This is a genomic window from Ruegeria sp. BG6, assembly GCF_056538465.1.
In genome coordinates this window covers 174413-199095 of record NZ_JBQFTB010000003.1, presented here as the reverse complement: position 1 = coordinate 199095, position 24683 = coordinate 174413, and the positions used below count along the sequence as shown (strand labels likewise).

General features: G+C 58.1%; 31 protein-coding genes and 3 tRNA genes. 18 read left to right on the top strand and 16 right to left on the bottom strand.

Annotated features, from left to right (window positions below; translation table 11 throughout):
• Positions 1–60 precede the first annotated feature (60 nt).
• Together ACR0JW_RS07965 and ACR0JW_RS07960 are read right to left on the bottom strand one after the other, a co-directional pair.
• Positions 61–213 (bottom strand): DUF1059 domain-containing protein, encoded by a 153-nt coding sequence (locus tag ACR0JW_RS07965; RefSeq protein ID WP_480713826.1) that lies wholly within the window; start codon positions 211–213, stop codon positions 61–63.
• 73 nt (positions 214–286) lie between these two features.
• The gene (locus tag ACR0JW_RS07960; protein WP_170678013.1) at positions 287–697 is read right to left on the bottom strand and encodes a GFA family protein; all 411 of its coding nucleotides are present in this window, start codon (positions 695–697) and stop codon (positions 287–289) included.
• A 183-nt stretch (positions 698–880) separates the two neighbouring features.
• On the opposite strand from ACR0JW_RS07960, the gene ACR0JW_RS07955 reads away from it, so the two are divergent.
• A complete protein-coding gene (locus tag ACR0JW_RS07955) occupies positions 881–1753 on the top strand; it encodes a LysR family transcriptional regulator (RefSeq protein WP_170678010.1) in 873 nt (290 codons plus the stop codon).
• A gap of 55 nt (positions 1754–1808) precedes the next feature.
• Here the strand turns inward: ACR0JW_RS07955 and ACR0JW_RS07950 are convergent, their stop codons facing one another.
• Together ACR0JW_RS07950 and ACR0JW_RS07945 are read right to left on the bottom strand one after the other, a co-directional pair.
• Entirely contained in the window at positions 1809–2204 is a 396-nt protein-coding gene (locus ACR0JW_RS07950) for a rhodanese-like domain-containing protein (protein WP_170678008.1), read from the bottom strand.
• A gap of 234 nt (positions 2205–2438) precedes the next feature.
• Positions 2439–3335 carry a LysR family transcriptional regulator gene (locus ACR0JW_RS07945; RefSeq protein ID WP_170824669.1) on the bottom strand — a complete coding sequence of 299 codons (897 nt, stop codon included), beginning with the start codon at positions 3333–3335 and terminating at the stop codon, positions 2439–2441.
• Positions 3336–3505: 170 nt separating this feature from the next.
• Between ACR0JW_RS07945 and ACR0JW_RS07940 the strand changes: the two genes are divergently transcribed.
• The 9 genes from ACR0JW_RS07940 (at position 3506) to ACR0JW_RS07900 (ending at position 11498) form a co-directional block, all read left to right on the top strand.
• Entirely contained in the window at positions 3506–4126 is a 621-nt protein-coding gene (locus tag ACR0JW_RS07940; protein ID WP_480713790.1) for a glutathione S-transferase family protein, read from the top strand.
• Positions 4127–4206: 80 nt separating this feature from the next.
• The gene (locus ACR0JW_RS07935) at positions 4207–5862 is read left to right on the top strand and encodes an FAD-binding oxidoreductase (RefSeq protein WP_480713789.1); all 1656 of its coding nucleotides are present in this window, start codon (positions 4207–4209) and stop codon (positions 5860–5862) included.
• 53 nt (positions 5863–5915) lie between these two features.
• Entirely contained in the window at positions 5916–7262 is a 1347-nt protein-coding gene (locus ACR0JW_RS07930; protein ID WP_170678000.1) for a dihydrolipoyl dehydrogenase family protein, read from the top strand.
• 405 nt (positions 7263–7667) lie between these two features.
• On the top strand, positions 7668–7994 hold the full coding sequence (locus ACR0JW_RS07925) for a hypothetical protein (RefSeq protein ID WP_480713788.1): 327 nt from the start codon (positions 7668–7670) through the stop codon (positions 7992–7994).
• A 95-nt stretch (positions 7995–8089) separates the two neighbouring features.
• Positions 8090–8521, top strand: coding sequence for a c-type cytochrome (locus ACR0JW_RS07920; RefSeq protein ID WP_480713787.1), 432 nt, complete (start codon positions 8090–8092; stop codon positions 8519–8521).
• A 10-nt stretch (positions 8522–8531) separates the two neighbouring features.
• Complete coding sequence (locus tag ACR0JW_RS07915; RefSeq protein ID WP_170677994.1) at positions 8532–8873, top strand: copper resistance CopC family protein; 342 nt, start codon at positions 8532–8534, stop codon at positions 8871–8873.
• A gap of 2 nt (positions 8874–8875) precedes the next feature.
• Positions 8876–9742, top strand: a complete 867-nt coding sequence (locus tag ACR0JW_RS07910; RefSeq protein WP_170677992.1) for a CopD family protein — start codon at positions 8876–8878, stop codon at positions 9740–9742.
• An 8-nt stretch (positions 9743–9750) separates the two neighbouring features.
• Positions 9751–11070 (top strand): multicopper oxidase family protein, encoded by a 1320-nt coding sequence (locus ACR0JW_RS07905; RefSeq protein WP_170677990.1) that lies wholly within the window; start codon positions 9751–9753, stop codon positions 11068–11070.
• Positions 11067–11498 carry a cytochrome c gene (locus ACR0JW_RS07900; RefSeq protein ID WP_170677988.1) on the top strand — a complete coding sequence of 144 codons (432 nt, stop codon included), beginning with the start codon at positions 11067–11069 and terminating at the stop codon, positions 11496–11498. Before ACR0JW_RS07905 ends, ACR0JW_RS07900 begins: the two co-directional genes overlap by 4 nt.
• A gap of 85 nt (positions 11499–11583) precedes the next feature.
• Here the strand turns inward: ACR0JW_RS07900 and ACR0JW_RS07895 are convergent.
• A tRNA-Tyr gene (locus tag ACR0JW_RS07895) sits at positions 11584–11667 on the bottom strand.
• Positions 11668–11783: 116 nt separating this feature from the next.
• Between ACR0JW_RS07895 and rlmB the strand changes: the two genes are divergently transcribed.
• The 4 genes from rlmB (at position 11784) to ACR0JW_RS07875 (ending at position 14082) form a co-directional block, all read left to right on the top strand.
• Positions 11784–12557: a 23S rRNA (guanosine(2251)-2'-O)-methyltransferase RlmB gene (gene rlmB, locus ACR0JW_RS07890; protein ID WP_170677986.1), complete on the top strand. Its 774-nt coding sequence runs from the start codon at positions 11784–11786 to the stop codon at positions 12555–12557.
• 12 nt (positions 12558–12569) lie between these two features.
• Entirely contained in the window at positions 12570–12851 is a 282-nt protein-coding gene (locus ACR0JW_RS07885; RefSeq protein WP_170615442.1) for a hypothetical protein, read from the top strand.
• A 107-nt stretch (positions 12852–12958) separates the two neighbouring features.
• A complete protein-coding gene (locus ACR0JW_RS07880) occupies positions 12959–13408 on the top strand; it encodes a YHS domain-containing (seleno)protein (RefSeq protein WP_170615169.1) in 450 nt (149 codons plus the stop codon).
• 203 nt (positions 13409–13611) lie between these two features.
• Positions 13612–14082, top strand: a complete 471-nt coding sequence (locus ACR0JW_RS07875) for a CoA-binding protein (protein ID WP_170677984.1) — start codon at positions 13612–13614, stop codon at positions 14080–14082.
• A gap of 3 nt (positions 14083–14085) precedes the next feature.
• On the opposite strand, the gene ACR0JW_RS07870 is transcribed toward ACR0JW_RS07875, so the two are convergent.
• The 3 genes from ACR0JW_RS07870 to hisF form a co-directional block, all read right to left on the bottom strand.
• A complete protein-coding gene (locus tag ACR0JW_RS07870; protein WP_170677982.1) occupies positions 14086–14652 on the bottom strand; it encodes a hypothetical protein in 567 nt (188 codons plus the stop codon).
• A 73-nt stretch (positions 14653–14725) separates the two neighbouring features.
• On the bottom strand, positions 14726–15043 hold the full coding sequence (locus ACR0JW_RS07865) for a phosphoribosyl-ATP diphosphatase (RefSeq protein WP_170677980.1): 318 nt from the start codon (positions 15041–15043) through the stop codon (positions 14726–14728).
• Entirely contained in the window at positions 15040–15801 is a 762-nt protein-coding gene (hisF, locus tag ACR0JW_RS07860; protein ID WP_170677978.1) for an imidazole glycerol phosphate synthase subunit HisF, read from the bottom strand. The genes ACR0JW_RS07865 and hisF overlap by 4 nt, the downstream gene beginning before the upstream one ends.
• A 117-nt stretch (positions 15802–15918) precedes the next feature.
• On the opposite strand from hisF, the gene ACR0JW_RS07855 reads away from it, so the two are divergent.
• Entirely contained in the window at positions 15919–16365 is a 447-nt protein-coding gene (locus tag ACR0JW_RS07855) for a DUF302 domain-containing protein (RefSeq protein WP_480713786.1), read from the top strand.
• Here ACR0JW_RS07855 and hisA read toward each other — a convergent pair whose 3' ends face one another.
• Positions 16366–17085 carry a 1-(5-phosphoribosyl)-5-[(5-phosphoribosylamino)methylideneamino]imidazole-4-carboxamide isomerase gene (gene hisA / locus ACR0JW_RS07850; protein WP_170615179.1) on the bottom strand — a complete coding sequence of 240 codons (720 nt, stop codon included), beginning with the start codon at positions 17083–17085 and terminating at the stop codon, positions 16366–16368.
• Between the two features lie 134 nt (positions 17086–17219).
• Here hisA and ACR0JW_RS07845 point away from each other — a divergent pair, with 134 nt between their 5' ends.
• Positions 17220–17621, top strand: a complete 402-nt coding sequence (locus tag ACR0JW_RS07845; protein ID WP_170615181.1) for a DUF2147 domain-containing protein — start codon at positions 17220–17222, stop codon at positions 17619–17621.
• A 4-nt stretch (positions 17622–17625) separates the two neighbouring features.
• Here ACR0JW_RS07845 and hisH read toward each other — a convergent pair whose 3' ends face one another.
• Both hisH and hisB read right to left on the bottom strand, forming a co-directional pair.
• Positions 17626–18264 carry an imidazole glycerol phosphate synthase subunit HisH gene (hisH, locus tag ACR0JW_RS07840; RefSeq protein WP_170677976.1) on the bottom strand — a complete coding sequence of 213 codons (639 nt, stop codon included), beginning with the start codon at positions 18262–18264 and terminating at the stop codon, positions 17626–17628.
• Entirely contained in the window at positions 18265–18852 is a 588-nt protein-coding gene (gene hisB / locus ACR0JW_RS07835; RefSeq protein WP_170619696.1) for an imidazoleglycerol-phosphate dehydratase HisB, read from the bottom strand.
• Positions 18853–19006: 154 nt separating this feature from the next.
• Here hisB and ACR0JW_RS07830 point away from each other — a divergent pair, with 154 nt between their 5' ends.
• The gene (locus tag ACR0JW_RS07830; protein ID WP_170678573.1) at positions 19007–19246 is read left to right on the top strand and encodes an Lrp/AsnC ligand binding domain-containing protein; all 240 of its coding nucleotides are present in this window, start codon (positions 19007–19009) and stop codon (positions 19244–19246) included.
• A 3-nt stretch (positions 19247–19249) separates the two neighbouring features.
• On the opposite strand, the gene ACR0JW_RS07825 is transcribed toward ACR0JW_RS07830, so the two are convergent.
• From ACR0JW_RS07825 to ACR0JW_RS07815, 3 genes are all read right to left on the bottom strand, one after another.
• A complete protein-coding gene (locus ACR0JW_RS07825) occupies positions 19250–20116 on the bottom strand; it encodes a GNAT family N-acetyltransferase (RefSeq protein ID WP_170677974.1) in 867 nt (288 codons plus the stop codon).
• Positions 20117–20200: 84 nt separating this feature from the next.
• Positions 20201–20275, bottom strand: a tRNA-Gly gene (locus ACR0JW_RS07820).
• Between the two features lie 33 nt (positions 20276–20308).
• Positions 20309–20383, bottom strand: a tRNA-Gly gene (locus ACR0JW_RS07815).
• 151 nt (positions 20384–20534) lie between these two features.
• On the opposite strand from ACR0JW_RS07815, the gene ACR0JW_RS07810 reads away from it, so the two are divergent.
• Complete coding sequence (locus tag ACR0JW_RS07810) at positions 20535–20687, top strand: hypothetical protein (RefSeq protein ID WP_170615191.1); 153 nt, start codon at positions 20535–20537, stop codon at positions 20685–20687.
• Between the two features lie 2 nt (positions 20688–20689).
• Here the strand turns inward: ACR0JW_RS07810 and ACR0JW_RS07805 are convergent, their stop codons facing one another.
• Together ACR0JW_RS07805 and ACR0JW_RS07800 are read right to left on the bottom strand one after the other, a co-directional pair.
• Positions 20690–21073, bottom strand: coding sequence for an MAPEG family protein (locus ACR0JW_RS07805; protein WP_170677972.1), 384 nt, complete (start codon positions 21071–21073; stop codon positions 20690–20692).
• Positions 21074–21151: 78 nt separating this feature from the next.
• Positions 21152–24589 (bottom strand): pyruvate carboxylase, encoded by a 3438-nt coding sequence (locus tag ACR0JW_RS07800; protein WP_480713785.1) that lies wholly within the window; start codon positions 24587–24589, stop codon positions 21152–21154.
• Between the last annotated feature and the right edge of the window lie 94 nt (positions 24590–24683).

The window sequence follows — 24683 nt, the reverse complement described above, 5'->3', positions numbered from 1 at the left end:
CCGTCGAGCACATTTCGGTCCCACGAAACCTCGCCGGTGCTGGAGGCAAAACTGGCCTGATCAAGCTGGTTTTATCAATGTTCCCAAGTATGCCCGAGTGTCAGCGTCCCAAGAGCTGGGGTCTTCCCCATGGGCCACCACCGCGTGCAATTCCATGAGCTTCCAAACTTCGTCTTTGGTCGCTGCAACCACTTTGCCCGGACAGTTCTCCATGCCGTCGCATTCCTTGCAGGAATATGAGTATGCGGTATCCATCGTGTTCTCCTTCTTATGGCGGACGAGACGATTAGAATTCGGGAAACGTTGGCAGGCCGTCGTCAAGTTTCACCCATGGCTGCCGGCGTGAAACAAAGACATGGGCCTTTGGCTGAACAAGCGACGGGTCGTCCAGCGTCGCAGCTGCAAACCATGCGTCAGCGCTCCAGTTTTGGCCGGCAACTTCATTTGCGGCTGCGTAGGTAAGCGTCGTCCCACAGTCCCGGCAAAAGCCGCGACGAATTCCCGGCGTTTTCTCAATATGTTGAATTTTGCCTTTGACGATTGCGAAGTCTTCGCTGGCCACTTTGGCCCAGGTCGCAAACGCACCACCAAGGGCTATTTGGCATGAACGGCAATGGCAATGACCCGACCAGACGGGAGGGGTCGCCAGCTTGTACCGCACGGCGCCACAGTAACATCCACCTTCAATTTTTTCCATCGTGTCGGTCTCTCCTCACTTGTGGGTCGGCTCGCATCATTGATGTAGCTTTAGCCGTCTAATATATGAATTTCAGAACAAATATTGATGTGAAAATTGTCAAAAATACCCGTATGGTGCGACTCAATTAGTCTGACATTACATAAGAAATTCTACGGTATGGATTGGTTACACCTACCACCAATGAATGCTTTGCGTGCTTTCTCAGCGGTTGCCGAGGCAGGCAGCTACACCGCCGCAGCTGATCATTTGAATGTGACCCAGGCAGCTGTCAGCCAACAGGTGAAATCACTGGAAAAGCATTTGGGCGTTGCCCTTGTGTCCAGACGCGGGCGCAGTATTGAGCTGACCAAGCCCGGCATCATTCTTGCCCGAGAGTTGGCCCTCGGCTTTGAGATTATCGAGCGGGGCGTTGAACGGTTGACGGAACATGCAGCACACCGTCCTGTTCAGGTAACCATGTCACCAGCCTTCGCCGTAGAGTGGTTGTTGCCGAGGATGGCAGAGTTTCAGCAGGAACATCCGGAAATCACACTGATGCTGAACCCAACCTCGGAACTGGTCCAGATACGCCCGGGTGGTATCGATGTCGCCATTCGGTATCACGACAGGCGAATGCCAAGAAGCACGGAAGACGCTGTCCTTGTTACCGACATGATTGTAGTCGGGGCGCCTTCATTGGTGGCTGGCCTCGATCTGCGTGACCCGATCTCTCTGACAAACTTGCCCTGGCTACAGGAATTAGGGACCAACGAAGCGGCCGACTGGTTCACCTATCACGGGGTCGTACCTCCCCAGCCACTGACAATAAACCATATGCCCGGGAACCTTATCATGACCGCGGTTCGCCGTGGGGACGGGATCACGTATTCCGCCAGAGCCTTTTTTGAAGATGACCTGTCGGCTGGTCGGATGGTTGAATTGTTCTCTGAACCGCTTTTTGGGGTGTACTACATCCAGACCCAAGAAGACTTTCAGCGCCCCGAGGCCAAGGTATTCGTCAAGTGGCTCAAATCCCAAGCACAGGTCGTATCGAAACACCGGTCCGAAAGTTGATAGGATGCAAATGGAACGTTGCTCTGTTTCCCAGAGACAAGTGGTCTAGCCGACGTTAAGGCTGCTTCGTGGAGGAGCCAGCCGCGATCAGAGCTGCCATCCCTCCATCGATGAATTGGACGTTCTGAAAACCCATCGAAGTCAGTACGTTAGCTGCTGCCGCGCCACGGTAACTGGGGGCGCCCCCGCAGGATGTGAATATTCTCCTGCTTCGGTCCTGTAACTCGGGTGACCTGTATTCACTTTCAAGGTCTGCCATCCAGGCAACAGCGCGCCCTGGCGCAGGAAGTGCCCTTGGGTTGATCCCGGTCGCATCCATTTCGGCGGTGTCTCTGACATCCACAACAAGTATGCCCGGGTCTGCGTCCAATGCGGCCAGCGCATCGGCTGCAGAAATGGGAACTGCGCTGGAAATCTCATGGTCTTCCATTTGTGCGAACGTCACAGCCATATCTTTCCCCTCTATTATGGCCCTGACGCGATACTAGCACCCAATCAAATCACTTCAAAACTGACCGTTCCGAATGTCGTATTCGGCCGCGAGAAGACATCGTACCCAAATTCGCTGATCCTGCATTTTCGGCCCGGTAGCTTTCTACGCAACCTTGCTGGTCACGGTGTTTTCAACGGTCTGCAACTACTCCGCCTGAACTGCGCGTATTCTCAACTTGTTCGGGCAAAGGGTTCAGACACCTGTTTTCGTCGAAAAGTACTTGGCCAGGTGGTCAATCAACGCACGGACTCGGGCGGTTAGGTGCCTGTTTGGGGGGTAAAGGGCATAGAGACCAAAGTTTTCAGGATGGTAATCTTGAAAAAGCTGCTCAAGGCTGCCGTTGTTCAGGGCCTGAGCGACAGCATACTGAGGACAGCGGCCAATGCCGAGGCCCGCGATCGCCATGTTTGCAATTGCTGCCGGAGCATTGGCGTGCAAGGCGCCAGATACTTTCACCACAAAATCCCGGGTACCAGACCGGAATCTCCACGAAGTGGCGTCAGTCGGGTTTTCATCAATCAGGCAGTTGTGCGTCGCAAGCGCCATTGGATCGCCGGGGCGCCCGTGTTCCGCCAGGTATTCCGGTGAGGCACATACGACAAGCGGCATATCGGCCAGTTTGCGTGCAATCAAAGTCGAATCCCGGAGCACGCCAATTCTGATGGCCAGATCAATTCCTTCTTCCACAAGCGCGACTCTGCTGTCCGAAAGCTTGAGGTCCAAATCCACCTTTGGATGTGCCTGCATGAAAGGAACCAACGCCGTCGCCAGGTTGTTGCTGCCGAACCCGGTTGGCGCGGTGATCCGGATCAACCCCGCCAGCGCGGACTGCCTTTCCTGGACCAGATCTTCCAGTTCGTCGATTTGTTCCACGATCGGCCGACACCGCTCGAGATAGGCAACACCGACATCCGTCAAGGCAACACTTCGGGTCGTTCGGTTGAACAGCTGGGTCGAAAGCCTGCTTTCCAACTGGGCGACATATTTGCTGACCAGTCGCGTCGAAAGACCAAGGCGTTTTCCCGCAGCCGTGAAAGAGCCTTCATGTGCAACGGCCAAAAAGGCGCGCATCGTATCAATCGTATCCATGGCCAAGTTCCTCTGTCTGCCCGCATTCTTTTTATTATTACCATTTTGTTCATAGTAACTGAACAAAGCGTTGGATTATTAATGAAATAGGCAATTGGTATGTTTGGTTCAGTGATCGCTGATGAACTGCGTCACATAACCTCCAGAGCTTCCTCGGAAAGGGAACTGCAATGCCGAACGCCATTCGTATTCATCGTCACCCGTTGTCGGGTCACTCTCACCGGGTCGAGCTTTTTGCCAAACTCGGCGGCATCAATCATGAACTGGTTGATGTCGACCTGCTGGCGGGCGAACACAAAAAGGAACCCTTCCTGTCTTTGAATTCGGCGGGGCAGGTGCCGGTCATCGAAGACGGAGATTCCGTGATCGCCGACTCCAACGCGATCCTCGTCTATCTCGCGCGCAAGTATGCGCCTGATTGGTTGCCAATCGATCCGGTCCGCGAAGCCGAGGTGCAGAAATTCCTGTCGCTGGCTGCTGGTGAAATAGCCAATGGGCCCGCTGCCGCAAGGCTGGTCACCGTATTTGGCGCCCAGTTGGATGCCGAGCGCGCAAAGGCAGTCGCCAAAACCGCCTTTGACCGTCTCGAGGCACATCTGAATGGGCGTGAATGGCTGATCGGCAACGCCGCGTCAATCGCCGATGTCGCGATATACAGCTACACCGCACATGCCCCCGAAGGTAACGTCTCGCTATCTGACTACCCCAACATCCGTGCGCTGCTGGCCCGTATCGAAGCCCTGCCGGGCTTTGTGCCGATGCAAAGTACCAAAGTCGGTCTTGCCGCCTGATTGAACGACGCGCCCGGTCGCAAAGCCGGGCGCGCCGCCCTCGGGCGTGTCACCGCAACCGCTGTCCCAGGAGAAGTTTCATGCTAATCGTTGACCCTAGTGAAAAAGACCTCTCACCGTTTCATCGGGGCGAACACATGGCTCAATCGCGTCAGGGTGTCCGTGATATCGAAGACTGGGCGCGCAGGGTGGTTCGTGATCACTTGCCCGAACAACACCGTGACTTTCACACCGCCCTGCCGTTCCTGGTGGTCGCGGCCCGGGACAAAGCGGGTTGGCCCTGGGTCACATTGGTGGAAGGACCCGATGGTTTCGTTACCTCTCCGGACGCCAAAACGCTATCCGTTGCCGCATTGCCCCTGCAAGGTGATGCACTTCACGATGCCATTCATAACGAAAGCGACATCGGCATTCTGGGTATCGAACTGGCGACCCGGCGACGCAACCGCGTAAATGGACGGGCGGGCAAAGTCACATCTTCAGGCTTTGAGTTTCACGTCGACCAGACCTTTGGCAACTGCCCGCAATACATCCGCGAACGTGATTGGCGCCGTGTGGACGGCCGGGCACCTGGACCCACAACAAGAAGCGACAAGTTGTCGGCCCAACAAGCCGATTGGATCAAGACAGCCGACACTTTCTTTATCGCCAGTGGTTTTCGTGGTGAAGGTGAAAGCCCGACCTACGGAATGGACGCATCCCACCGTGGTGGTGATCGCGGGTTTGTACAGGTTCTGGATGACACGCGGGTGCGGTTTCCGGATTTCGCAGGCAACAACCATTTCAACACGATCGGCAATCTGATGCTCGACCCCAGAGCCGGCTACCTTTTTGTCGACTTTGAAAGTGGCAGTTTGTTGCAAGTGACCGGAACTGCAACAATAGATTGGGACAGTGCCGAAGTAGAAGAATTTCCCGGCGCGCGGCGATTGGTGACCTTGGACATCCACGAGGTTGTCGAAACGCGCTCGGCTCTCAGCCTTCGATGGAACTCCGATGCGGACTCGATCCGATCCCTGAGGTTGGTCGAGAAGACATCTGAAAGCACCGATGTAAGTTCGTTTCTGTTTGAAGCGCGCGACGGTGGTACCCTGCCAGAGTTTGAACCCGGCCAGCACCTGCCGATCGAACTGGACATTCCAGGGCACGATACACCAGTGCGTCGGACCTATTCATTGTCCAACGGGCCGAATGAGCACCGCTATCGGATTTCGGTAAAGCGAGAACCAAGGGGCCTGGTTTCCCGGTACATGCACGATCACCTCGATCCTGGGGCGATCATCAACGGCCGCCGACCTTCCGGGGATTTCGCAATGACCTGCAGTAAGTGCCTGTTGGTGCTTGTCAGCGCTGGTGTTGGCGTCACGCCCATGGTGAGCATTCTCAGTAAGGTTGCGAATGAGCGCGGCAATCGCCCGGTCTGGTTCGTGCACGGTGCACGGGATGGCCAGCATCATCCATTGGCTCACGAGGTTCGCGAACTGGCCGAAAAGCGGGCAGGCATCAACGTCCATGTGGCATATAGCCGACCGACGGCAAATGATAACTTTGGTAGCGATTACAACTCCCGGGGCCGCGTCAACGGGGCGTTGCTGGCACAGCTGGTCGATGACGCCGACGCTCATTACTTCTTGTGCGGCCCAGTCGGGTTTATGGCCGATATTCAGGCCGAGCTGGAAAGCCGGGGCGTCCCCCTGGGGCAGATTCATACCGAAAGCTTTGGTCCTGTCGGGTGATCCGCACGGAGATCGTTTTTGTGACCAAAAAATAGAACGAGAGGAGCAATGACATGCGCGATTCATATGACGTGATAATTATCGGCGGGGGCAACGCGGGGTTTGGCGTTTCGTCGGTTGTACATGAAGCCGGAAAATCGATCGCCTTCGTCGAGGCGCGCGATTTTGGCGGGACTTGCCCCAATCGCGGCTGCACGCCGAAGAAGGTTCTTGTGGCGGCTGCCCATGCGATGCACGAGATCGAACAGGCCCACATCCACGGGATTGAGGTCGGCAAGCCAAAATTGAATTGGGCGAAACTGATCGAACGAGAGAAAGACCTGATCGGTTTTATCCCGGGCGCCATGCAGGAACTGGCCGAAAAGCGTGGCGAGGTGTTGCGTGGCACAGCACGCTTTGTTGGGCGAAACACCATTGAGGTCAACGGTCGTGTCATACATGGCAAAGACATTGTTGTCGCAACAGGATCAAAGCCAAGGCCGCTGCCATTTCCCGGTGCCGAGCTCATGATTACTTCGGACGAAGTACTGTCCGATGCGACATTGCCGAAAGAAGTTGTCTTTGTTGGCGGCGGTGTCATCGCCATGGAATTTGGCCACGTCTATGCGCGCGCTGGTGTTCACGTGACGATCCTTGAAGCCTTGCCGCAACTACTGCCTCGTCTGGACAGTGATGCTGTTGCGGCGCTGCAAGCGGAAACCGAACGCCTGGGCATTGTTGTCAAAACCGGAGTATCGGTGACAGCAATCCAGCAGACGGCCGACGGGTTGAATGTTCAATACGAGCATGACGGCCGCATTCAAAATGTTATTGCTGAACGCGTCGTAAACGGCGCTGGGCGCATCGCCAATATCGAAGGGCTGAACCTTGATGCGGCGGGTGTGGAACATGATGGGCTTCGCATTCTGATCGACGACACGATGCGGTCCATCTCCAACTCTTCGGTCTGGGTTGCAGGCGACGCGGTGGTGCAATCCGCCCAGCTTTCCCCCATAGCAACTTACGAAGGTCAGATTGTCGGCCACAACATCGTGCATGGCCCGGCCAAAACGCCGGACTACACCGTGATCCCCAGTGCCGTCTACACAGTTCCGGCGCTTAGCACCGTTGGGCTTACTGAAGCTCAGGCGCAGGAAAAGGGCCTGGATGTCTCGGTTACGGTTTCCGACATGTCCGGCTGGTTTTCGACCAAGACCTACGCAGAAACCGCTGCATGGTCCAAGGTTTTGGTCGACAAAAATAGCGACCAGGTTGTGGGTGCACATATTCTGGGCCACCACGGTGACGAACTGATCCATCTTTTTGCGATGGCCATGCGTCATGGCATATCAGCTACCGATCTCAAGTCCTCGCTTTATGCGTTTCCGACCTTTGCTGCCGATATGAAATCCTTGATCTAGGCAGTTAAATGCGTGCTGTTTCTTCCGGGTGGAAAGTCTGCTTGCAGGGCATTTCCCCGGAATGGCAGTTCATCTGCATGCGAACACTGTCAGGCTGACCAGTTCCACACGCAATGCGGGCTTTCTGGCGTCAGCAACCGATCGAAGACATATGTCCCAAGGTCCGAACCGCTAATTTGGATTGGCCTCGAACCTGACTGTGCAGGGGTGACATCGGCTGCTGCTCTTGTCGTCGTCTGCATGGGCCAAAGCGCCGGAACTGATCTCGACCAACAAAATCTTTGTCGACTGGGTAGGCTAACTGGTGCACCGGTGTTTGCTGACGCCAAGGTCTTTTCGTGTGTTGTTTTGTTCCGATTTGCGTAATAGATTTCCGCCGAAATGATATTGCAGCGGATGATATCGGTGGTCCTGGCGGCAATTCTGGTCTTATTGACCGGGTCCGCAAGTGTTGCCCACAACATGCCGCTGCATTGCAACGGTGGGCATTGTGACGGGGTTCAGTCTTTGGAGCGATCTCCGCACGCGGATCGTTTGTCGCCGATCGGCCATCACGAAACGGACGGCGCAGACCATGATGGATGCAATCCTTTCCTCTGCAACCTGATGCTCCTTGCCTCCGACACGTCGGACGCGTCGCCCGACCAGTTCGAGCAGGTATTGAATTGGCAGGTAAGCGAACTTTCTGCGCTGCGTGAGCCGGAACATCCGGACAGACCACCAAACTTCTGAAACGGCAATTCGACGCCGGGTGCACGCGCCTGGTGTTTCTGCTTGGCCGCCGTTCAGCGCGGTCAATATTCTGTTTCATAAAGTCAGGAAGAACCATGAACCGAAAGTATCTCGTTATCGGAGTGTGTGCCGTGGCGGTCGCTGCTGCATACACTGTGCTGCGGCCCGGTACGTCTGAAATTGCCACTCCGTCGTCCCCTGCCGCAGGGGATGCCATGGTGGCCATTCAAATGCCCCCCATCGAGGGTAACGCGGCCATTGGACGGCGCATCTTCGATGAGGCTTGCACCGCGTGCCACGGCACCAATGCTGTCGGAATTGAAGGTGCCGGACCGCCACTGATCCATGTTATCTATGAACCCAGCCATCACGCCGACGAATCCTTTCAGCGCGCAGTTGCGACAGGTGTAAGAAGCCATCATTGGTCGTTCGGAGATATGCCGCCGGTCGAAGGCTTAACCCGTGGCGACGTTGCCATGGTTGTCGCCTATATCCGCGAAATCCAGCGCGCCAACGGAATTAACTGAGGAACTCTCTATGAAGACGCTCACGATCCTTGCTCTGCTTGCCACACTTGCCACGGGTGCGCTTGCGCATTCCCGCGTGGACACGACGACGCCAGAAAACGGCGCGACGATTGCAGAAGTCCCGTCTGAAATCAGTTTCAACTTTGCGGACGACATCCGTCTGACCCGGGTGGAGATGACCCATCAGGATCTTCATTCGGTCCCGCTCGACATTGGGAGCCAGACCAGTTTTGATCGCCGCTTCACCCTCCCGCTTCAGGATATGGGGACAGGCGCCTATCGCATAGAATGGCGCGGTCTGGGCGTGGACGGCCATGCGATGCAGGGCGAATTTTCCTTTACGGTTGACTGAGGATGCCGGACGTCTGGGGCATTGCCGCGATCCTGTCAAAACTCCTGCTGTATGTTGGCATTGCAGGATCCGCCGGCTTGGTGATCATGCGCGCCGCTTTTGCTGATCTCCTGTCGTCGCTGAGCGGCCGGATGCGCGTCCATACTGCGCTCTTGGCTGGGCTTGCGATAGTCGCGTCTGTCATTGGGTTCATGCTGCGCGGGGCTGCCCTGACCGGCGGCGCTGATGGGATGAGCGACCCCGAGATGCTGGGGCTTTTGTGGCAAACACCGGTCGGTGATGTTCTGGTCTATCGACTGGTCGGCGTGGCCATGATCCTTGTCGGGTTGTTCGTGCCGTATGTCGGTCAATGGATATCCCTTGCCGGCGGTGTGCTGGCGCTGTGGTCATTCGCGCAGATTGGGCATGTGCCCGGCCTGGAACAAAGCGGCGTAAGGCTTCTGCTGCTTTTGCATCTGCTTTGCCTTGCGTTCTGGATCGGCATTCTTGGACCGTTACGGCGCTTGTCGTTACAGCCCGAACGCTTGGACGAGGCAGCAGCGCTGGGGGATCGTTTCGGGCAAGCCGCCTCGGTCATTGTCCCTGCGTTGATTTTGGCGGGCTTGCTGATGTCTTGGCTTCTGTTGGGTGATCTTCGAAGCCTCTTTGTTTCGGGCTACGGGCAGGCACTTCTCATCAAACTGGGGCTGGTGGCGCTGGTGCTTGTGATGGCAGCCGCAAACAAGTTTCGGTTTGTTCCTGCCATGCAGGCAGGTGATCACGACGCAGCGCGGCATCTGGCACGCTCCATCGAAATAGAAACTGCAGTCATACTGGTCGTGTTCGCGGCAACAGCTACCCTTACCAGCGTCCTGACCCTTCCGAATTGAGGTTTAAGATGAACCGAAGAGAATTCCTGATCACGACAAGTGCAATGGCATTGGTTCCCGGCGTCGTCATCGCGGCGGCTCCATTGAACCTGATTGCACAGCCAGTCTCTGCGCAAATCCTGCCGGAAGGCGATCCGGCAACGCCGATGCTTGGCTTCAACGGCAGCACGCCCGGTCCGGTTCTTCGCGTCCGTCAGGGCGAGGTTTTCGACATCCGTTTTCTCAACCAGATAGGCGACGGCTCGGCGGTCCATTGGCACGGGTTGCGGACCGACAATGCGATGGACGGCGTGCCGGGCCTGACACAGGACGTTGTCGAAACGGGTGCAGAGTTCGCCTATCGCTTTCGCGCGCCGGACGCCGGAACCTTCTGGTATCACTCGCATAACCGGTCCTGGGAACAGGTTGCAAAGGGGCTTTACGGCCCCCTGATCGTCGAGGAACAATCCCCGCCTGATGTGGACCATGACGTGATCGTCATGATTGATGACTGGCGCCTGACCGAAGACGGCACACTCGCCGATGGCTTTGAGAACATGCACGATCAGGCGCATCAGGGTCGGCTTGGCAACTATGCCCGTGTGTTTTTCGAACCGGACGCGTCTGTTCGTCTTGGTGACCGTGTGCGCTTGCGGTTGATCAACGTCGCGACTGACAGGATTTTCCCGATTGAGCTTGAAGGCATTGACGGCAAGACTGTTGCATTGGACGGTATGCCGCTTTCCGATCCGCAAGAGGTTTCTGACCTGGTTTTGGCCCCGGCCCAACGGGTTGATATCATAGCGGATGTTACCTCGGCCAAGGCAATCGCTTTTGTATTTCCGACCCGGGATGAACCTTACCTGCTGGGCGAAATCCCGGTTGAAGGTGAGAACACAGCGCGACAACTATCAGAGATATCCGCGCTGCCGCCAAACGCGACGGTGCAGCCCGACTTGGACAATGCCGTTTCCCTGACCTTGACCATGGAGGGCGGGGCCATGAGCCAAAGAATGATGCAGGGGCTGATGGACGAAGGCATCTGGGCGTTCAACGGACAGTCCGGCCTTGCGGACACCCCTTTCCACAGCTTCCAACGCGGACAGACTGCGCGCATCCAACTGGTGAACGATACCCGCTTTCCCCATGGTATCCATCTGCACGGGCATCACTTTTTCGAGGTCGCAGCCGACGGTAATTTAGGTGCATTCCGGGATACAACGCTGATTGATCCGGGTGCAACGCGAGACATCGTTTGCGTGTTCGACAACCCCGGCAAATGGCTGATGCACTGTCACATGCTGGGCCATCAGGCGGCGGGCATGAAAACCTGGGTCGAGGTCGCATGAAACGCGTTCTGATCATCGCAGCCTTTAGCGTTGCAACCGGGGCGATCGCAGGTCACGAACTGGATGGCCGCGATTTGGCTGTCGGTCAGGCCCTTTACGCCGAACATTGCGCGTCCTGTCACGGTGCAAACCTCGAAGGACAACCGAACTGGCAAACGCCAGACGAAAACGGTGTCTTGCCCGCGCCTCCCCATGATGAGACGGGGCACACCTGGCATCACGACAACCTTTTGCTTTTTGAATACACCCAATTGGGTGGAGAAAAAGCTTTGGCGGTACGCGGGATCAGCGACTTCGCAAGTGGAATGCCCGGGTTTGAGGAAGTAATATCCGACGATGAGATCTGGGATGTTTTAGCCTACATTCGATCGACGTGGTCTGAACGTGCGCAGGAAGTTCAGGCCTCCAGAAATCCGTCGCACGACTGACACCGCTAATAGCCGGTTAACGCCGACAAACCGCGCCCGGACGGGTGCCACACACAAAGTTCTCAATTTCAGTTGCTTGAAGAAGTGGTGGGCGACCCTGGAATCGAACCAGGCGTGCGTCTCCGCGAGGGAGTTACAGTCCCCTGCCACACCTTGCGGCCTGTCGCCCACTGTCAGGCGTTGCACCTGACGTGGAGGCGTGATTACTAGCGCCTTAAAGGTGCGTCAACAGGAAAATTCCGCTTTGGCGCAGGAAACCGAATTCCCGGCCCGGAGGCCCTTAAAATGAAGAAACCCAAATGGGTCGTCGAAAAGGAACAGGCGCGCAAAGCAGCCGCGTCCGAGACTGTCTGGTTGTTCGGACTGCACGCCGTCCGTGACGCGCTCATGAACCCGAAGCGTCAGAAATTGCGTCTGATCGTGACCCTGAACGCGCAGGCCAAGCTGGCGGAAGCCATTGAATTTGCAGGAATTGAAGCCGAGCTGGTTGATCCACGCAAGTTCACCGCGCCGATCGATCCGGGGTCGGTGCATCAGGGCGCGGCGCTTGAGGTCAAGCCGCTGGACTGGGGTGGGCTGGCCGAAAACTGCATCGGTCGTGAACACCCGCGTGTCATTCTGCTGGACCGGGTCACCGATCCGCACAACGTCGGGGCGATTCTGCGCTCGGCCGAGGTGCTGGGTGCAAGCGCTGTTGTCGGCACACGCCACCATTCGGCGCCGGAAACCGGAGCGCTGGCGAAAACCGCCAGCGGCGCGCTCGAACGCCAGCCCTATCTGCGGGTGCGCAATCTGGCGGACGCAATCGTCGAGCTGCAGAATATGGGGTTTCTGGTGCTGGGGCTGGACGGCGAGGCGGATCAGACCATCGAAACCACGTTGGCCGGCAAGCTGGACCGGCCGGTTGCACTGGTGTTGGGTGCCGAAGGCCCCGGTTTGCGGCAGAAAACCAAGGAAACGGTCGATCATCTGGTGAAAATTGACGCAGCGGGCGGTTTCGGGTCGCTCAACGTCTCAAATGCGGCTGCGATTGCCCTATATGCATCGAGGCACAAATAACAGGAGAGCGTCATTCCCAGCCCGTCGAAAATTGCCACTTGCTGTTACTGCGGCACGCGTGCCGCGCTGGTTCTGCAGGGAAAACAACGTCACGAGCTCAGCTGTTCCAGTTGTGGCGCCCCCCTGCACGACCTCAAGATGTTGCCCAAACGAAAGCTGACGGAAGAAAGGCAAGTGCGTCCGGCCAAGTCCAAGGCCCGAACGCCGAAATACAAATACAAGAAACGGAAAAAAGGTGTATTCTCGCGCGTGCTGGATGAAGCCTGGGATGTGATCGAAGATATCTTCGACTGACTTGTTTCTTCGGCGACACGGGTGTTCACAACCGCGTCAAGGGGGGTTTCATGGCGCTGAAAAAGTTGCATTTTGACGGTCTCGAATTCTAAGAACTCAGACCGACGATGCTGACCCGACGTTTCTTCATTGGCGCAATGGCCGCTATCATGTTCGCACCTGCCGTCCAGGCGCAGGATGCGCCCGTCTATTTTGCCACAGATGGTGCCGCAATGGCGGGCTATGATCCCGTGTCCTATTTCGTGGATGACGCACCGGTGCTGGGCCACGCCGAGCATTCGTTGATGTGGAAAGGCGTTGAATGGCATTTCGCATCAGCCGAGAACCAGGAGCGGTTCGAGCGTGATCCGCGTGCCTTTGCGCCTCAGTTCGGCGGATATTGCGCTTATGCTATGGCTCTGGGTCTTCTGTCCAGCACCGACCCAATGGCGTGGAGGGTCGTGGATGGCAGGCTTTATTTGGTGCATTCGCTCGCGATCGAGAAAGTGTGGCAGGAAGACATGGCGCTGAACATTCGCATGGCCGAGGAGCACTGGCCCTCGGTTCTGTACAAGTGACAGGCGAAACTTCGCGTTTTTTTTGATCTGTCATCACAAAAATGCGCGCACCCTCTTTTTTTTGCCGAACTCATGCCTAAATGTCACAGTGACCGCGGAACGGAACTGCCGCGGGTCATTTCACTGTCCCTCGTTCCAACAACTGGCGCTCAGGTCCGACCTGGGCGCTTTTTTATTTTGAACGCAGCGATTAGGGTGCCCTCATGGCAGATTATTCCGATGAGTTCCTGAAAGGCATCCTGCAACGCACCAAAGTTGTGGCGGTCGTCGGGGTGTCGATGAACCCGGTGCGGCCCAGTTATTACGTGGCGCGATACCTTTCGCTGAAAGGATACCGGGTCATTCCGGTCAATCCGGGACATGCAGGGAAGCAATTGTTCGGTCAGACCGTTCATGCGTCGCTGTCGGATATTTCCGAACCTGTCGACATGGTGGACATATTTCGCAGATCCGAAGCCGTGCCACCGATTGTGGACGAGGCTTTGCAGGCTTTTCCAAAGCTCAGGACAGTCTGGATGCAGATCGGTGTCGAACATTACGGCGCGGCGGCAGTCGCGCAGGCCAGAGGTGTCGATGTGGTCATGAACCGATGCCCGAAAATCGAATATCAGCGGCTTTTCGGGGAATTGCGCATGGGCGGGTTTGCCACCGGGATCATATCCTCAAAGCTGTGACCGTCAGCCGCCGCCTGCCGTTTTCAGCCGGGCAACCTGTCCCAGTCGCCGCTTTTCCAGAACCTGATCGCGCGGGACCCACTCGTAACGTGTGTCCTCGACCAAAGGTCCCCAGTACAGCACTCCACCATACCGCCACGGGTCCAGCACGATCCCTTCGTACATGGTTTCTCCGCGTCGGCTGATAATGGCGGTCGAGTGGTCGATTCGGAACGGATTGTCGGCATTGGCGATGGCGCGGTGCAGGGTCAGTGTTTCGAACTCTTCCTGTTTTAGGCGCCGTTCAATGTCTTCGGCCCAGTGCCAGCACAATCCGCGCGGACGCAAGCCCTTATTGACCTTTGCGTTATGGATCAGCGGCGGGTCGGTGATTTCATATTCCTCGACCAACTGCGCGGTGTAGCTGTAGGCGACCCGCGCCGCGCGCTGCGCTTCTGCGGGGTCGATATCGGGTCCGAGGCTTTGGATTTTCGCTGCCAGCCGTTGAACCTCGTCCCCGGTGGAACGGGGCGGCGCAGAACAGGCCGCCAGGATGGCAAGCGTCGCCACAAAAACCAATGCTCTGATCATCGCGCGCGTTCCCTGATCCGTGGCACTCTGACACAGCACTATAGCGGGCAGGAGCAGCGCAAGAAACCCACGCTTAGCCCTTGGGACGCGCCGCTTTTTCGGCAATGCCGCTGATGCCCTGACGCCGGGCAAGCTCGTTCAGAACGTCATCCAGCGCCACATCACGGGCGGCCAGCATCACCAGCAGGTGATACAGTACATCCGCCGCCTCGGACGTCAGTCTGGCCCGATCGCCCTTGATGGCTTCGATGATGGCCTCGATGGCCTCTTCGCCGAACTTCTCGGCACACTTTTCGGGGCCCTTGGCAAGCAGTTTGGCGGTCCAGCTCAACTCGGGGTCGGTTCCCTTGCGCGTTTCGATGGTTGCGGCCAGTTCGTGCAGAATGCTCATGTCAGCCTCATCGGGATGCCTGCGGCGGCCATGTGTTCCTTGGCCTCGCGGATGGTGTATTCTCCGAAATGGAAGATCGAAGCCGCCAATACCGCGCTGGCACCGCCTTCGGTCACGCCTTCGACCAGATGATCCAGATTGCCGACCCCGCCCGATGCGATCACCGGTACATCCACCGCGTCCGAGATCGCGCGGGTCAGGGGCAGGTTGAACCCGGATTTGGTGCCGTCACGATCCATCGAGGTCAGCAGGATTTCCCCTGCGCCCTTGCCGACCACGGTTCTTGCAAACTCGACCGCGTCAATGCCGGTTGGTTTGCGCCCCCCGTGGGTAAAGATCTCCCACTTGCCGGGACTGACCGTTTTGGCATCGATGGCGACCACGATGCACTGGCTGCCAAACTGATCGGCGGCCTCGGCCACAACATCCGGGTTCGCCACGGCGGCCGAGTTGAAACTGACCTTGTCGGCACCTGCCAGCAGCAGCGCGCGGACATCTTCCCTGGTGCGGACACCACCGCCCACCGTCAGCGGAACAAAACACTGTTCCGCCGTGCGCTGCACCACATCGAACATGGTGCCCCGGTTTTCATGGGTGGCGTGAATATCCAGAAAGCAGATTTCGTCCGCGCCGGCGGCATCATAAGCCTTGGCCGATTCCACCGGGTCGCCCGCATCGCGCAAGCCTACGAAATTGACGCCCTTAACCACGCGGCCATCGGCAACATCAAGGCAGGGAATGATCCGTGTTTTCAGCATGGCATGTCCTTTGTTGGCGCACCTCTAACGGCAAAGCCCCGCCGATGCCAGACTTGTGATTGCCACATCTCTCGAACCTGTGAAAACTGGTCCTTATTTCATCAGGAGATCAATGAGATGCGTAACCTCTTTTTGACGACCACATTCATATTCACAGGAGCTGTCGCCGCGATGGCAGACGATATCATCAAAGTAGAGACGGCTAAATCCGTGTCCGAGGCGATGGACGCGCTCGAGGCCGCAGTTGGCAATGCGGGCGCCGCGGTTTTCGCGCGTGTCGATCACGCAGCGGGCGCCGAGAAGGTGGGTATGACCATCCCGGCAAATCAGGTGCTGATCTTCGGCAATCCGGCGCTGGGCACACCTGCCATGCAGGCCGACCCGCGCGCAGGTCTGTTTCTGCCGCTGAAAGTGCAGGCCTACGAGGACGAAAACGGGCAGGTCTGGCTGGCCTATGAAGACCCGAAAGAGACCATGGACGAACTTGATGCGGTCGAGAAATCCCCGGTCATCGAGAAAATGCGCGGGGCGCTGGCCAAGCTGACATCGGTCGCCGCCCAGTAGTCAGCTCAGGGCGCGAATGGCCTCGTTCAGATCGATCGCGCCGTCATAGAGCGCCCGGCCGGAGATTGCGCCGTTAAGTTCGACCCCGCAATCGCGCAAGGCGATCAGGTCGTCCAGCGAGCTGACACCGCCCGATGCGATGACCGGGATCGACACGGCGCGGGCCAGTGCCGCTGTGGCCTCGATATTGGGGCCCTGCATCGCTCCGTCGCGGTTGATGTCGGTGTAGATGATCGCGGCAACACCCGCATCCTCGAAGCTTCGGGCAAGATCCGTGACCTGCACATCGGTTTCTTCGGCCCAGCCCTTGGTGGCGACCATGCCATTGCGTGCGTCAATACCGACGGCTACATGGCCGGGGAACTCTTGTGCCGCTTGACGCACCAGATCGGGGTTCTCGACGGCGACAGTGCCCAGAATGACGCGCGCGAGCCCCTTGTCGAGCCATGTTTCGATTGTTGCCATGTCACGAATGCCGCCACCCAGTTGGGCGGGCACATCACAGGCCTTCAAAATCGCCTCGACCGGAGCGGCATTGACGGGTTCCCCTGCGAAGGCGCCATTCAGATCGACCAGATGCAGCCACTCGCAACCCGCTTCGACGAAGGCGCGGGCTTGCGCGGCGGGGTCTTCGTTGAACACCGTGGCCTTGTCCATTTCACCGCGCAGCAGGCGCACGGCCTGGCCGTCTTTTAGGTCGATGGCGGGGTAGAGGATCATGTCGGGCGGCCCTATATCAATGTTATCCGCGCGGGATATCGCACACACAGGGCAGGGGATGCAACGCGACGCAAAGTCAATCTTGCCCGACGGCGACCGGCGCGCCAGATTGCTTGCAAAACAGGGAGGATATCATGAAGAAATTCGTTCTGGCCGCAGGGTTTGCCGCCTTGGCAAGCAGCGCTTATGCGGCCGATCCGGTTGATGGCATCTGGAAGACGCAGCCCGGTGACACCGGCGGGTATCTGCATGTTTCCATCGGATCGTGCGGCAGTGCCGTCTGCGGCACCATCGACACGGCGTTTGACGCCAACGGCGATGAGCAGCTGGACTACGAGAATTTGGGCAAACAGATTATCTGGGACATGGTTCCGGAAGGTGGCGGGGCCTATGACAACGGCAAGATCTGGGCGCCAGACCGCGACAAGACCTACAACTCAAAAATGACGCTGGACAGCCAGAACCAGCTGACCGTGAAAGGTTGCGTTGCCGGTGGCCTGATCTGCCGCGGGCAAACCTGGACACGCGTGCAATAGGCCGTCACGGAGCCCAGGTCAGGAAATTTCCGATCATACGCTGGCCGACATCCTGGCTTTTCTCAGGGTGGAATTGCATCCCGACCATCGTGTCACGGCCAATCGCGGCCGTGACCTCTTGGCCGTAATCCACATAGGCTAACCGCTGCGCCGGGTCCGTCACGCGGAAATGGTAGGAGTGCACGAAATAGGCGTGATCGCCTGATTTCACCCCTTCAAACACCGGGTGTCTGCTTTCCAGAACCAGATCGTTCCAGCCCATATGTGGTACTTTCAACGTATGGTCTGACGGCTCGATCCGAACCACGTCGCCCGCGATCCAATCCAAACCATCGGTTTCACGGTATTCATGGCCTTTCGAGGCCATCAGCTGCATGCCCACACAGATACCCAGAAACGGGCGACCCTTTTGTTCGACCGCCTCGACCATCGCGTCATAGATACCCTTATGGCCGCGCAGTTCGGCTGCACAGGCTGGAAACGCACCATCGCCGGGCAGGACCAGCCGATCGGCCCGCGCGACAACATCTGCGTCCGAGGTCACGACGACCTCACCCGCATCCAGTTCACGCGCCATGCGCTGAAACGCCTTTTCAGCGGAATGCAGATTGCCGCTTTCGTAGTCGATGATGGCAGTCAGCATCTACAATGCGCCTTTGGTCGACGGAATCGCATCGGCCTTGCGCGGGTCGGTCTCAACCGCCAGCCGAAGGGCACGGGCAACCGCCTTGAAGGCCGCCTCGGCGATATGGTGGCTGTTGAAACCGTGTAACTGGTCGATATGCAGGGTGATACCACCATGGGTGCTGAGCGCCTGAAAGAACTCGCGCACCAGTTCGGTGTCGAAGGTCCCGATCTTGGGTGTCGGCAAATCCACGTTCCAGATCAGGAACGGACGGCCCGACAGATCCAGCGCACAGCGCACCTGAGCGTCATCCATCGGCAGGTGGCACTCGCCATAGCGGCGGATACCCTTCTTGTCGTCCAATGCCTGCGTCAGCGCCTGACCCAGTGCGATGCCTGTGTCCTCGACCGTGTGGTGATCGTCGATGTGATAATCGCCCTTGGCGCGGATCGTCATGTCGATAAGCGAATGGCGCGCCAGTTGGTCCAGCATGTGATCGAAGAAGCCAACGCCGGTCTGATTTTCATACTGGCCGGTGCCGTCCAGATTGACCTCGACCGTGATCTCAGTCTCGGCGGTCTGACGGCTGATCTTTGCGCTGCGCATGGGCGAATTCCTTTTGATACAAGCGCGCTTATAGACGGGGATCGCCGGGCATATCCAGACCAAGCATCACATGCGCGCCAAACTGTTGCAGGGGATTGCGCCCGGGCGCGGCCCATGCCAGCCTGCGCGCAACTCAACAAACAGGGTCAACCCCATGTCCACCTGCGTTTTCATCCAGATCCGCTGCAAACCCGGTTCCACGTACAAGGTCGCCGAAGAAATCGCCCTGCGCGAAATCCATTCCGAGCTTTACTCGACCAGCGGCGAATACGACCTGCTGCTGAAACTCTATATCCCCGAAACCCAGGATGTAGGGCACTTCATCAACGAAAACCTGCTGGTGATTCCCAATATCGAACGATCCCTGACCACGATGACGTTCAAGGCGTTCTGAACGTTACCCCAGCTCGAACGTCGTGATCCCATAGATACGGTGCAGATCAATTTCCGGCGCGTGGCTGGAATACATGCGGCCGGTTTCGAACACTTTGGTCAATCCCAGTTGTTGCGCCATCGCCATCGCCTGCGTGTTGGGGTTGGGCATGTCGATAAAGACCTCGGCATTCATCCGGTCAGCCGGAAGCGTCATCAGCAGCGACACCAAAAGCGCCTGCGCGATCTCGGGTGTGTCCGCAAACAATGGCCCGACCTTGTACCCGGCCAAACATCGGCGCAGCGTTGCATAGCCTCTGATCCGGCCGCCTGCCTCAAACACCCGCGAGGTATGGTTGGGTGCATCCAGCCAGGCCTGCAGGAACGTGTCGCGCGGGGCAGGGAACAGGCCCCGATCATAAGACTTCAGCTCATCCGTAAGTGTGTCGATCAGTGAAACCTGACCGTGGCCGGAACGGCCCAGGGCGTTGAGGATTTCACCCGCTGTGCCCGAAAAGCGGTAGTTGTCATAAGCCAGCTCGAACCCGAACTTCCGGTAATTGTCCTGCTGTTCGACGACCCCGTCCATGCCCATGTTCCGATGTTCGCAATGCGCCTTGACGGCCTCGGCAACCTGCATCCCGTAGCCCGATCCGCGATATTCGGGCAGGACGATGTAAAAGCCCAGGAACGAATAGGTGTCGTCGTAATTCACCGCCGAGGCCGACGCGATCATCTTGCCATCCAGAAATCCGCCCTTGAACCCTTCGGGATCGGAGCTGCGGAAACACACCGCGTCGTGAAGGCCGGGGTTCCAACCTTCGCGGGCGGCCCAATCAACAGCCGTCTGGACCTCATCCGCTGTCAGAGCGCGAATTACGTATTCTGGCATGGCGCATCTCCGTCGTGATTGCGTGCGACCCGAGAATGCCGCAGCAGATAACAAAGAACCAGAAATTTAAGGGAGGTTGGTATCTGGAGCGGGCGAGGCGATTCGAACGCCCGACCCTAACCTTGGCAAGGTTATGCTCTACCCCTGAGCTACGCCCGCATCAGATACATATGTGGTCCAAAGACCTCTCAATGGAGCGGGCGAGGCGATTCGAACGCCCGACCCTAACCTTGGCAAGGTTATGCTCTACCCCTGAGCTACGCCCGCGCCGTTGAGTGAGGCGTGAAGTATAAATTCTGGCGCAAAGCTGCAAGAGGAAAAACGCATCTTCCGCAAAATTTCTTTTCTGGCGACGGAAATCCGGACCCCATCCGTTCAACTGTCTGAACACGTCAGGAAAGAACGGCGGAGGTGACAGATGAACCCGAAAGAAACCCTGAAACTCTCGGTGCTGGTTGTTTCGATGTTCATGGCGGGCATCGTGGCGCAGGCCGGTGGCGACAAAGGGCAGACCGCCCAACAGATATGGCAGCCTGCATGCCCGGTTGAAGTCAAGGTGCTGGCCGGCTGATCCTAAAGTGCCAGCACGAGGTTGGTGACCGCAGCGACCAGAATGGCGGCAAATGTCAGCAACATTCCCGTCCGGCGCAGAATCACGATCTGAGGTGTACGCCCGAATCCGTAGGCATGCAGCAATCGTCCGGACAGAATCGCCAAACTCATCAGGTTGACCAGAACGCCCCCCGCACCTTGAATTTCGGCCATGGCGATCAGCAACAACGTGAACGGCGCGTATTCGACGCAGTTGGAATGCGTGCGGATGGCCTTGATCAGCGCCTTGTTACCGCCGTCGCCGACCGAGATTTGCCCCATAAACCGCTGCCGGATGACGTTAAGGCTGAGCGCGAGAAACAGGAGGGCAATCAGCGCGGCGTAGATCGGGGTAATGGTCAGCATAGCGTGGCTCCGCAGGGGCATGAAAAAGGGCCGCGCAGTGTCCTGCGCGGCCCGGCTGACATTAACCTGTTTGTCGGCTTATTCCAGTTCGACCAAAAGGTCCTTTGCGTCAATCTGGCCGCCGGGCTGAATGTGAACCGCTTTGACCACCGCATCGCGTTCGGCATGGATGCCGGTTTCCATCTTCATCGCTTCGATGGTCAGCAGCAGGTCGCCTTCCTTGACCTCCTGACCGGCGGTGACTGAAACGGTCGCGACTACGCCCGGCATCGGTGCGCCGATATGGTTGGGGTTGCCCGCCTCGGCCTTGGGCCGGGCCTGCGTGGTCGAGGTCACCAGACGGTTCGGCACCCGGATGACACGGGGCTGACCATTGAGTTCAAAGAAAACTTTGACCTCGCCCTTTTCATCGGTTTCACCAATCGCCTGACAGCGGATTTCCAGCGTTTTGCCCGGATCGATTTCCGCCGTGATCTCTTCCCCGGGCTCCATGCCGTAGAAGAAGGTGCGCGTGGGCAGGGTGCGGACCGGGCCGTAAACCCGGTGGCGGCCCATGTAGTCCAGGAAGACCTTGGGATACATCAGGTATCCGTTCAGATCCTCGTCATCGACCTCTTTGCCTTCCAGTTGCTTGGACAGTTCGGCGCGGGTGGCCTCAAGATCCACGGCGGGAACGTCCTTGCCGGGGCGCTGGGTATTGGGCGCTTCGTCCTTGAGGACCTTCTTGATGATCGTGTCGGGGAACCCGCCCGGAGGCTGACCCAGATTGCCGCGCATCATGTCGACGACAGAATCCGGGAAGGCCACATCCGTTTCGGCGCTTTCCACGTCGGCACGGGTCAACCCCTGACTGACCATCATCAGCGCCATGTCACCGACCACCTTGGAGGACGGCGTCACCTTAACGATGTCCCCGAACATCTGGTTCACGTCGGCATACATCTGCGCCACCTCGTGCCAGCGCTCTTCCAGCCCCAAAGAGCGTGCCTGTGCCTTGAGGTTGGTGAATTGGCCGCCGGGCATCTCGTGCAGATACACCTCGGAGGCGGGGGCCTGCAGGCTGGATTCAAAGGCCGCATATTGGCCGCGCACCGCCTCAAAGTAATCGCTGATCTCGCGGATCGCCTTGATATCCAGCCCGGTGTCGCGTTCGGTATGGCGCAGCGCCTCGACAACGGTGCCCAGCGTCGCCTGGCTGGTGTTGCCACTGAAGCTGTCCATCGCGCAATCCACCGCGTCCACGCCGGCCTCGGACGCGGCCAGAATGGTGGCGCTGGCGATGCCGGCGGTGTCATGGGTGTGGAAGTGGATCGGCAAGCCGACCTCTTCCTTCAGCGCGCGGATCAGGATTTTGGCCGAGGCCGGTTTCAGCAGGCCTGCCATGTCCTTCAGACCCAGAATGTGCGCACCTGCGTCGCGCAGCTCTTTCGCCATGCCGACATAGTATTTCAGGTCATACTTGGCGCGATCGGGGTCCAGAATGTCACCGGTATAGCAGACTGTGCCTTCACAGATCTTGCCGTTTTCAACCACCGCATCCATGGCCACGCGCATGTTCTCGACCCAGTTCAGCGAGTCGAATACGCGGAAGACGTCGATATTCTTCGAGGCCTGACGCACAAACTCCTGCACCACGTTGTCGGGGTAGTTGGTATAGCCAACACCGTTCGCGCCGCGCAGAAGCATCTGTGTCATCAGGTTCGGCATCGCCTCGCGCAGGTCACGCAGACGCTGCCACGGGCATTCCTGAAGAAAGCGATAGGCCACATCAAAGGTCGCGCCGCCCCAGCATTCAACACTGAACAGTTGCGGCAGGTTCGCCGCATAGGTCGGTGCCACCTTGATCATGTCGATCGACCGCATCCGGGTCGCCAGCAGGGATTGGTGACCGTCGCGCATGGTGGTGTCGGTGATCAGCAACTGCCGCTGCGCTTTCATCCAGTCGGCCACGGCCTGCGGGCCCTTCTGCTCCAGCAGGTTGCGGGTGCCCATTTTGGGCTCACCCTTCAGGGCAGGGGGTCTGGCCTCTTTCAGATCGGCGCGCGGTTCGGGACGATCCTTGGTCTCGGGGTGCCCGTTCACGGTAATGTCCGCGATATAGGTCAGAACCTTGGTGCCCCGATCCCGACGGCGTTTGAACTGGAACAGGTCTGGCGTCGTGTCGATGAACTTGGTGGTGTATTCGTTCGACAGGAAAGTCGGGTGCTTCAGCAGGTTGATGACAAAGTCGATATTGGTGCTGACGCCGCGTATGCGGAATTCACGCAACGCGCGGTCCATCCGGCTGATCGCCTTTTCAGGTGTCGGAGCCCAGGCTGTAACCTTGGTCAGCAGCGAGTCGTAATACCGCGTGATTACCCCGCCCGCATAGGCTGTGCCGCCATCCAGACGAATGCCCATGCCGGTGGCAGAGCGGTATGCGGTGATGCGGCCATAATCGGGGATAAAGTTGTTCTGCGGGTCCTCTGTGGTGATCCGGGTCTGCAGTGCGTGGCCGTTTAGTTGAACGTCCGACTGGCTGGCGGCCCCGGTCGCTTCGGCCAGCGTCTTGCCCTCGGCGATCAGGATCTGGGCTTGTACGATGTCGATACCGGTGACTTCCTCGGTGACGGTGTGTTCCACCTGCACGCGCGGGTTCACCTCGATGAAGTAGAACTTGCCGGTTTCCATATCCATCAGGAATTCGACGGTGCCAGCGCATTCATAGTTCACATGGGCACAGATCTTGCGGCCCAGTTCACAGATTTCGGCACGCTGTTCTTCGCTTAGATAAGGAGCGGGCGCGCGTTCCACGACCTTCTGGTTCCGGCGCTGGACCGAACAGTCGCGTTCGTAGAGATGGTAGATCTCGCCATGCTTGTCGCCCAGAATCTGCACTTCGACGTGCCGGGCGCGGGTGATCATCTTTTCCAGATAACCCTCGCCATTGCCGAACGCGGCTTCGGCTTCGCGACGACCTTCCAGGACTTTCTCTTCCAGTTCGTCCTCGGACTCGATCGGGCGCATACCGCGCCCGCCGCCGCCCCAGGACGCCTTGAGCATAAGCGGATAGCCGATCTCGGCGGTTTCCTTGCGGATCGCGTCCATGTCATCGCCCAAAACCTCTGTCGCAGGGATCACCGGAACTCCTGCCTCGATGGCGACACGACGGGCACTGGCCTTGTCGCCAAGCGCGCGCATGGTCTCGGCCTTGGGGCCGATGAAGGTGATGCCGTTCTGGACGCAGGCATCCACGAAGTCCGGGTTCTCCGATAGCAGGCCATAGCCCGGATGGATCGCATCCGCTCCGCATTCTTTGGCGACACGGATGATCTCGTCTATGCTCAGATAGGCGGCAACCGGCCCCATCCCCTCGCCAATGCGATATGCCTCATCCGCTTTAAAGCGATGCAGGCCAAGCTTGTCCTCCTCGGCAAAGACGGCAACGGTGCGTTTGTCCATCTCGTTGGCCGCGCGCATCACGCGAATAGCAATCTCGCCGCGATTGGCGATCAGGATCTTTTTGAAGTCGGTCATGTCAGGTCCCGGTCTTTATGGTGTGGCCGTGTTCATAGGCGGACAATAAGCGCACGTATATCAGTCGTTCTGGGTAGAACCGGCATGTTATCGC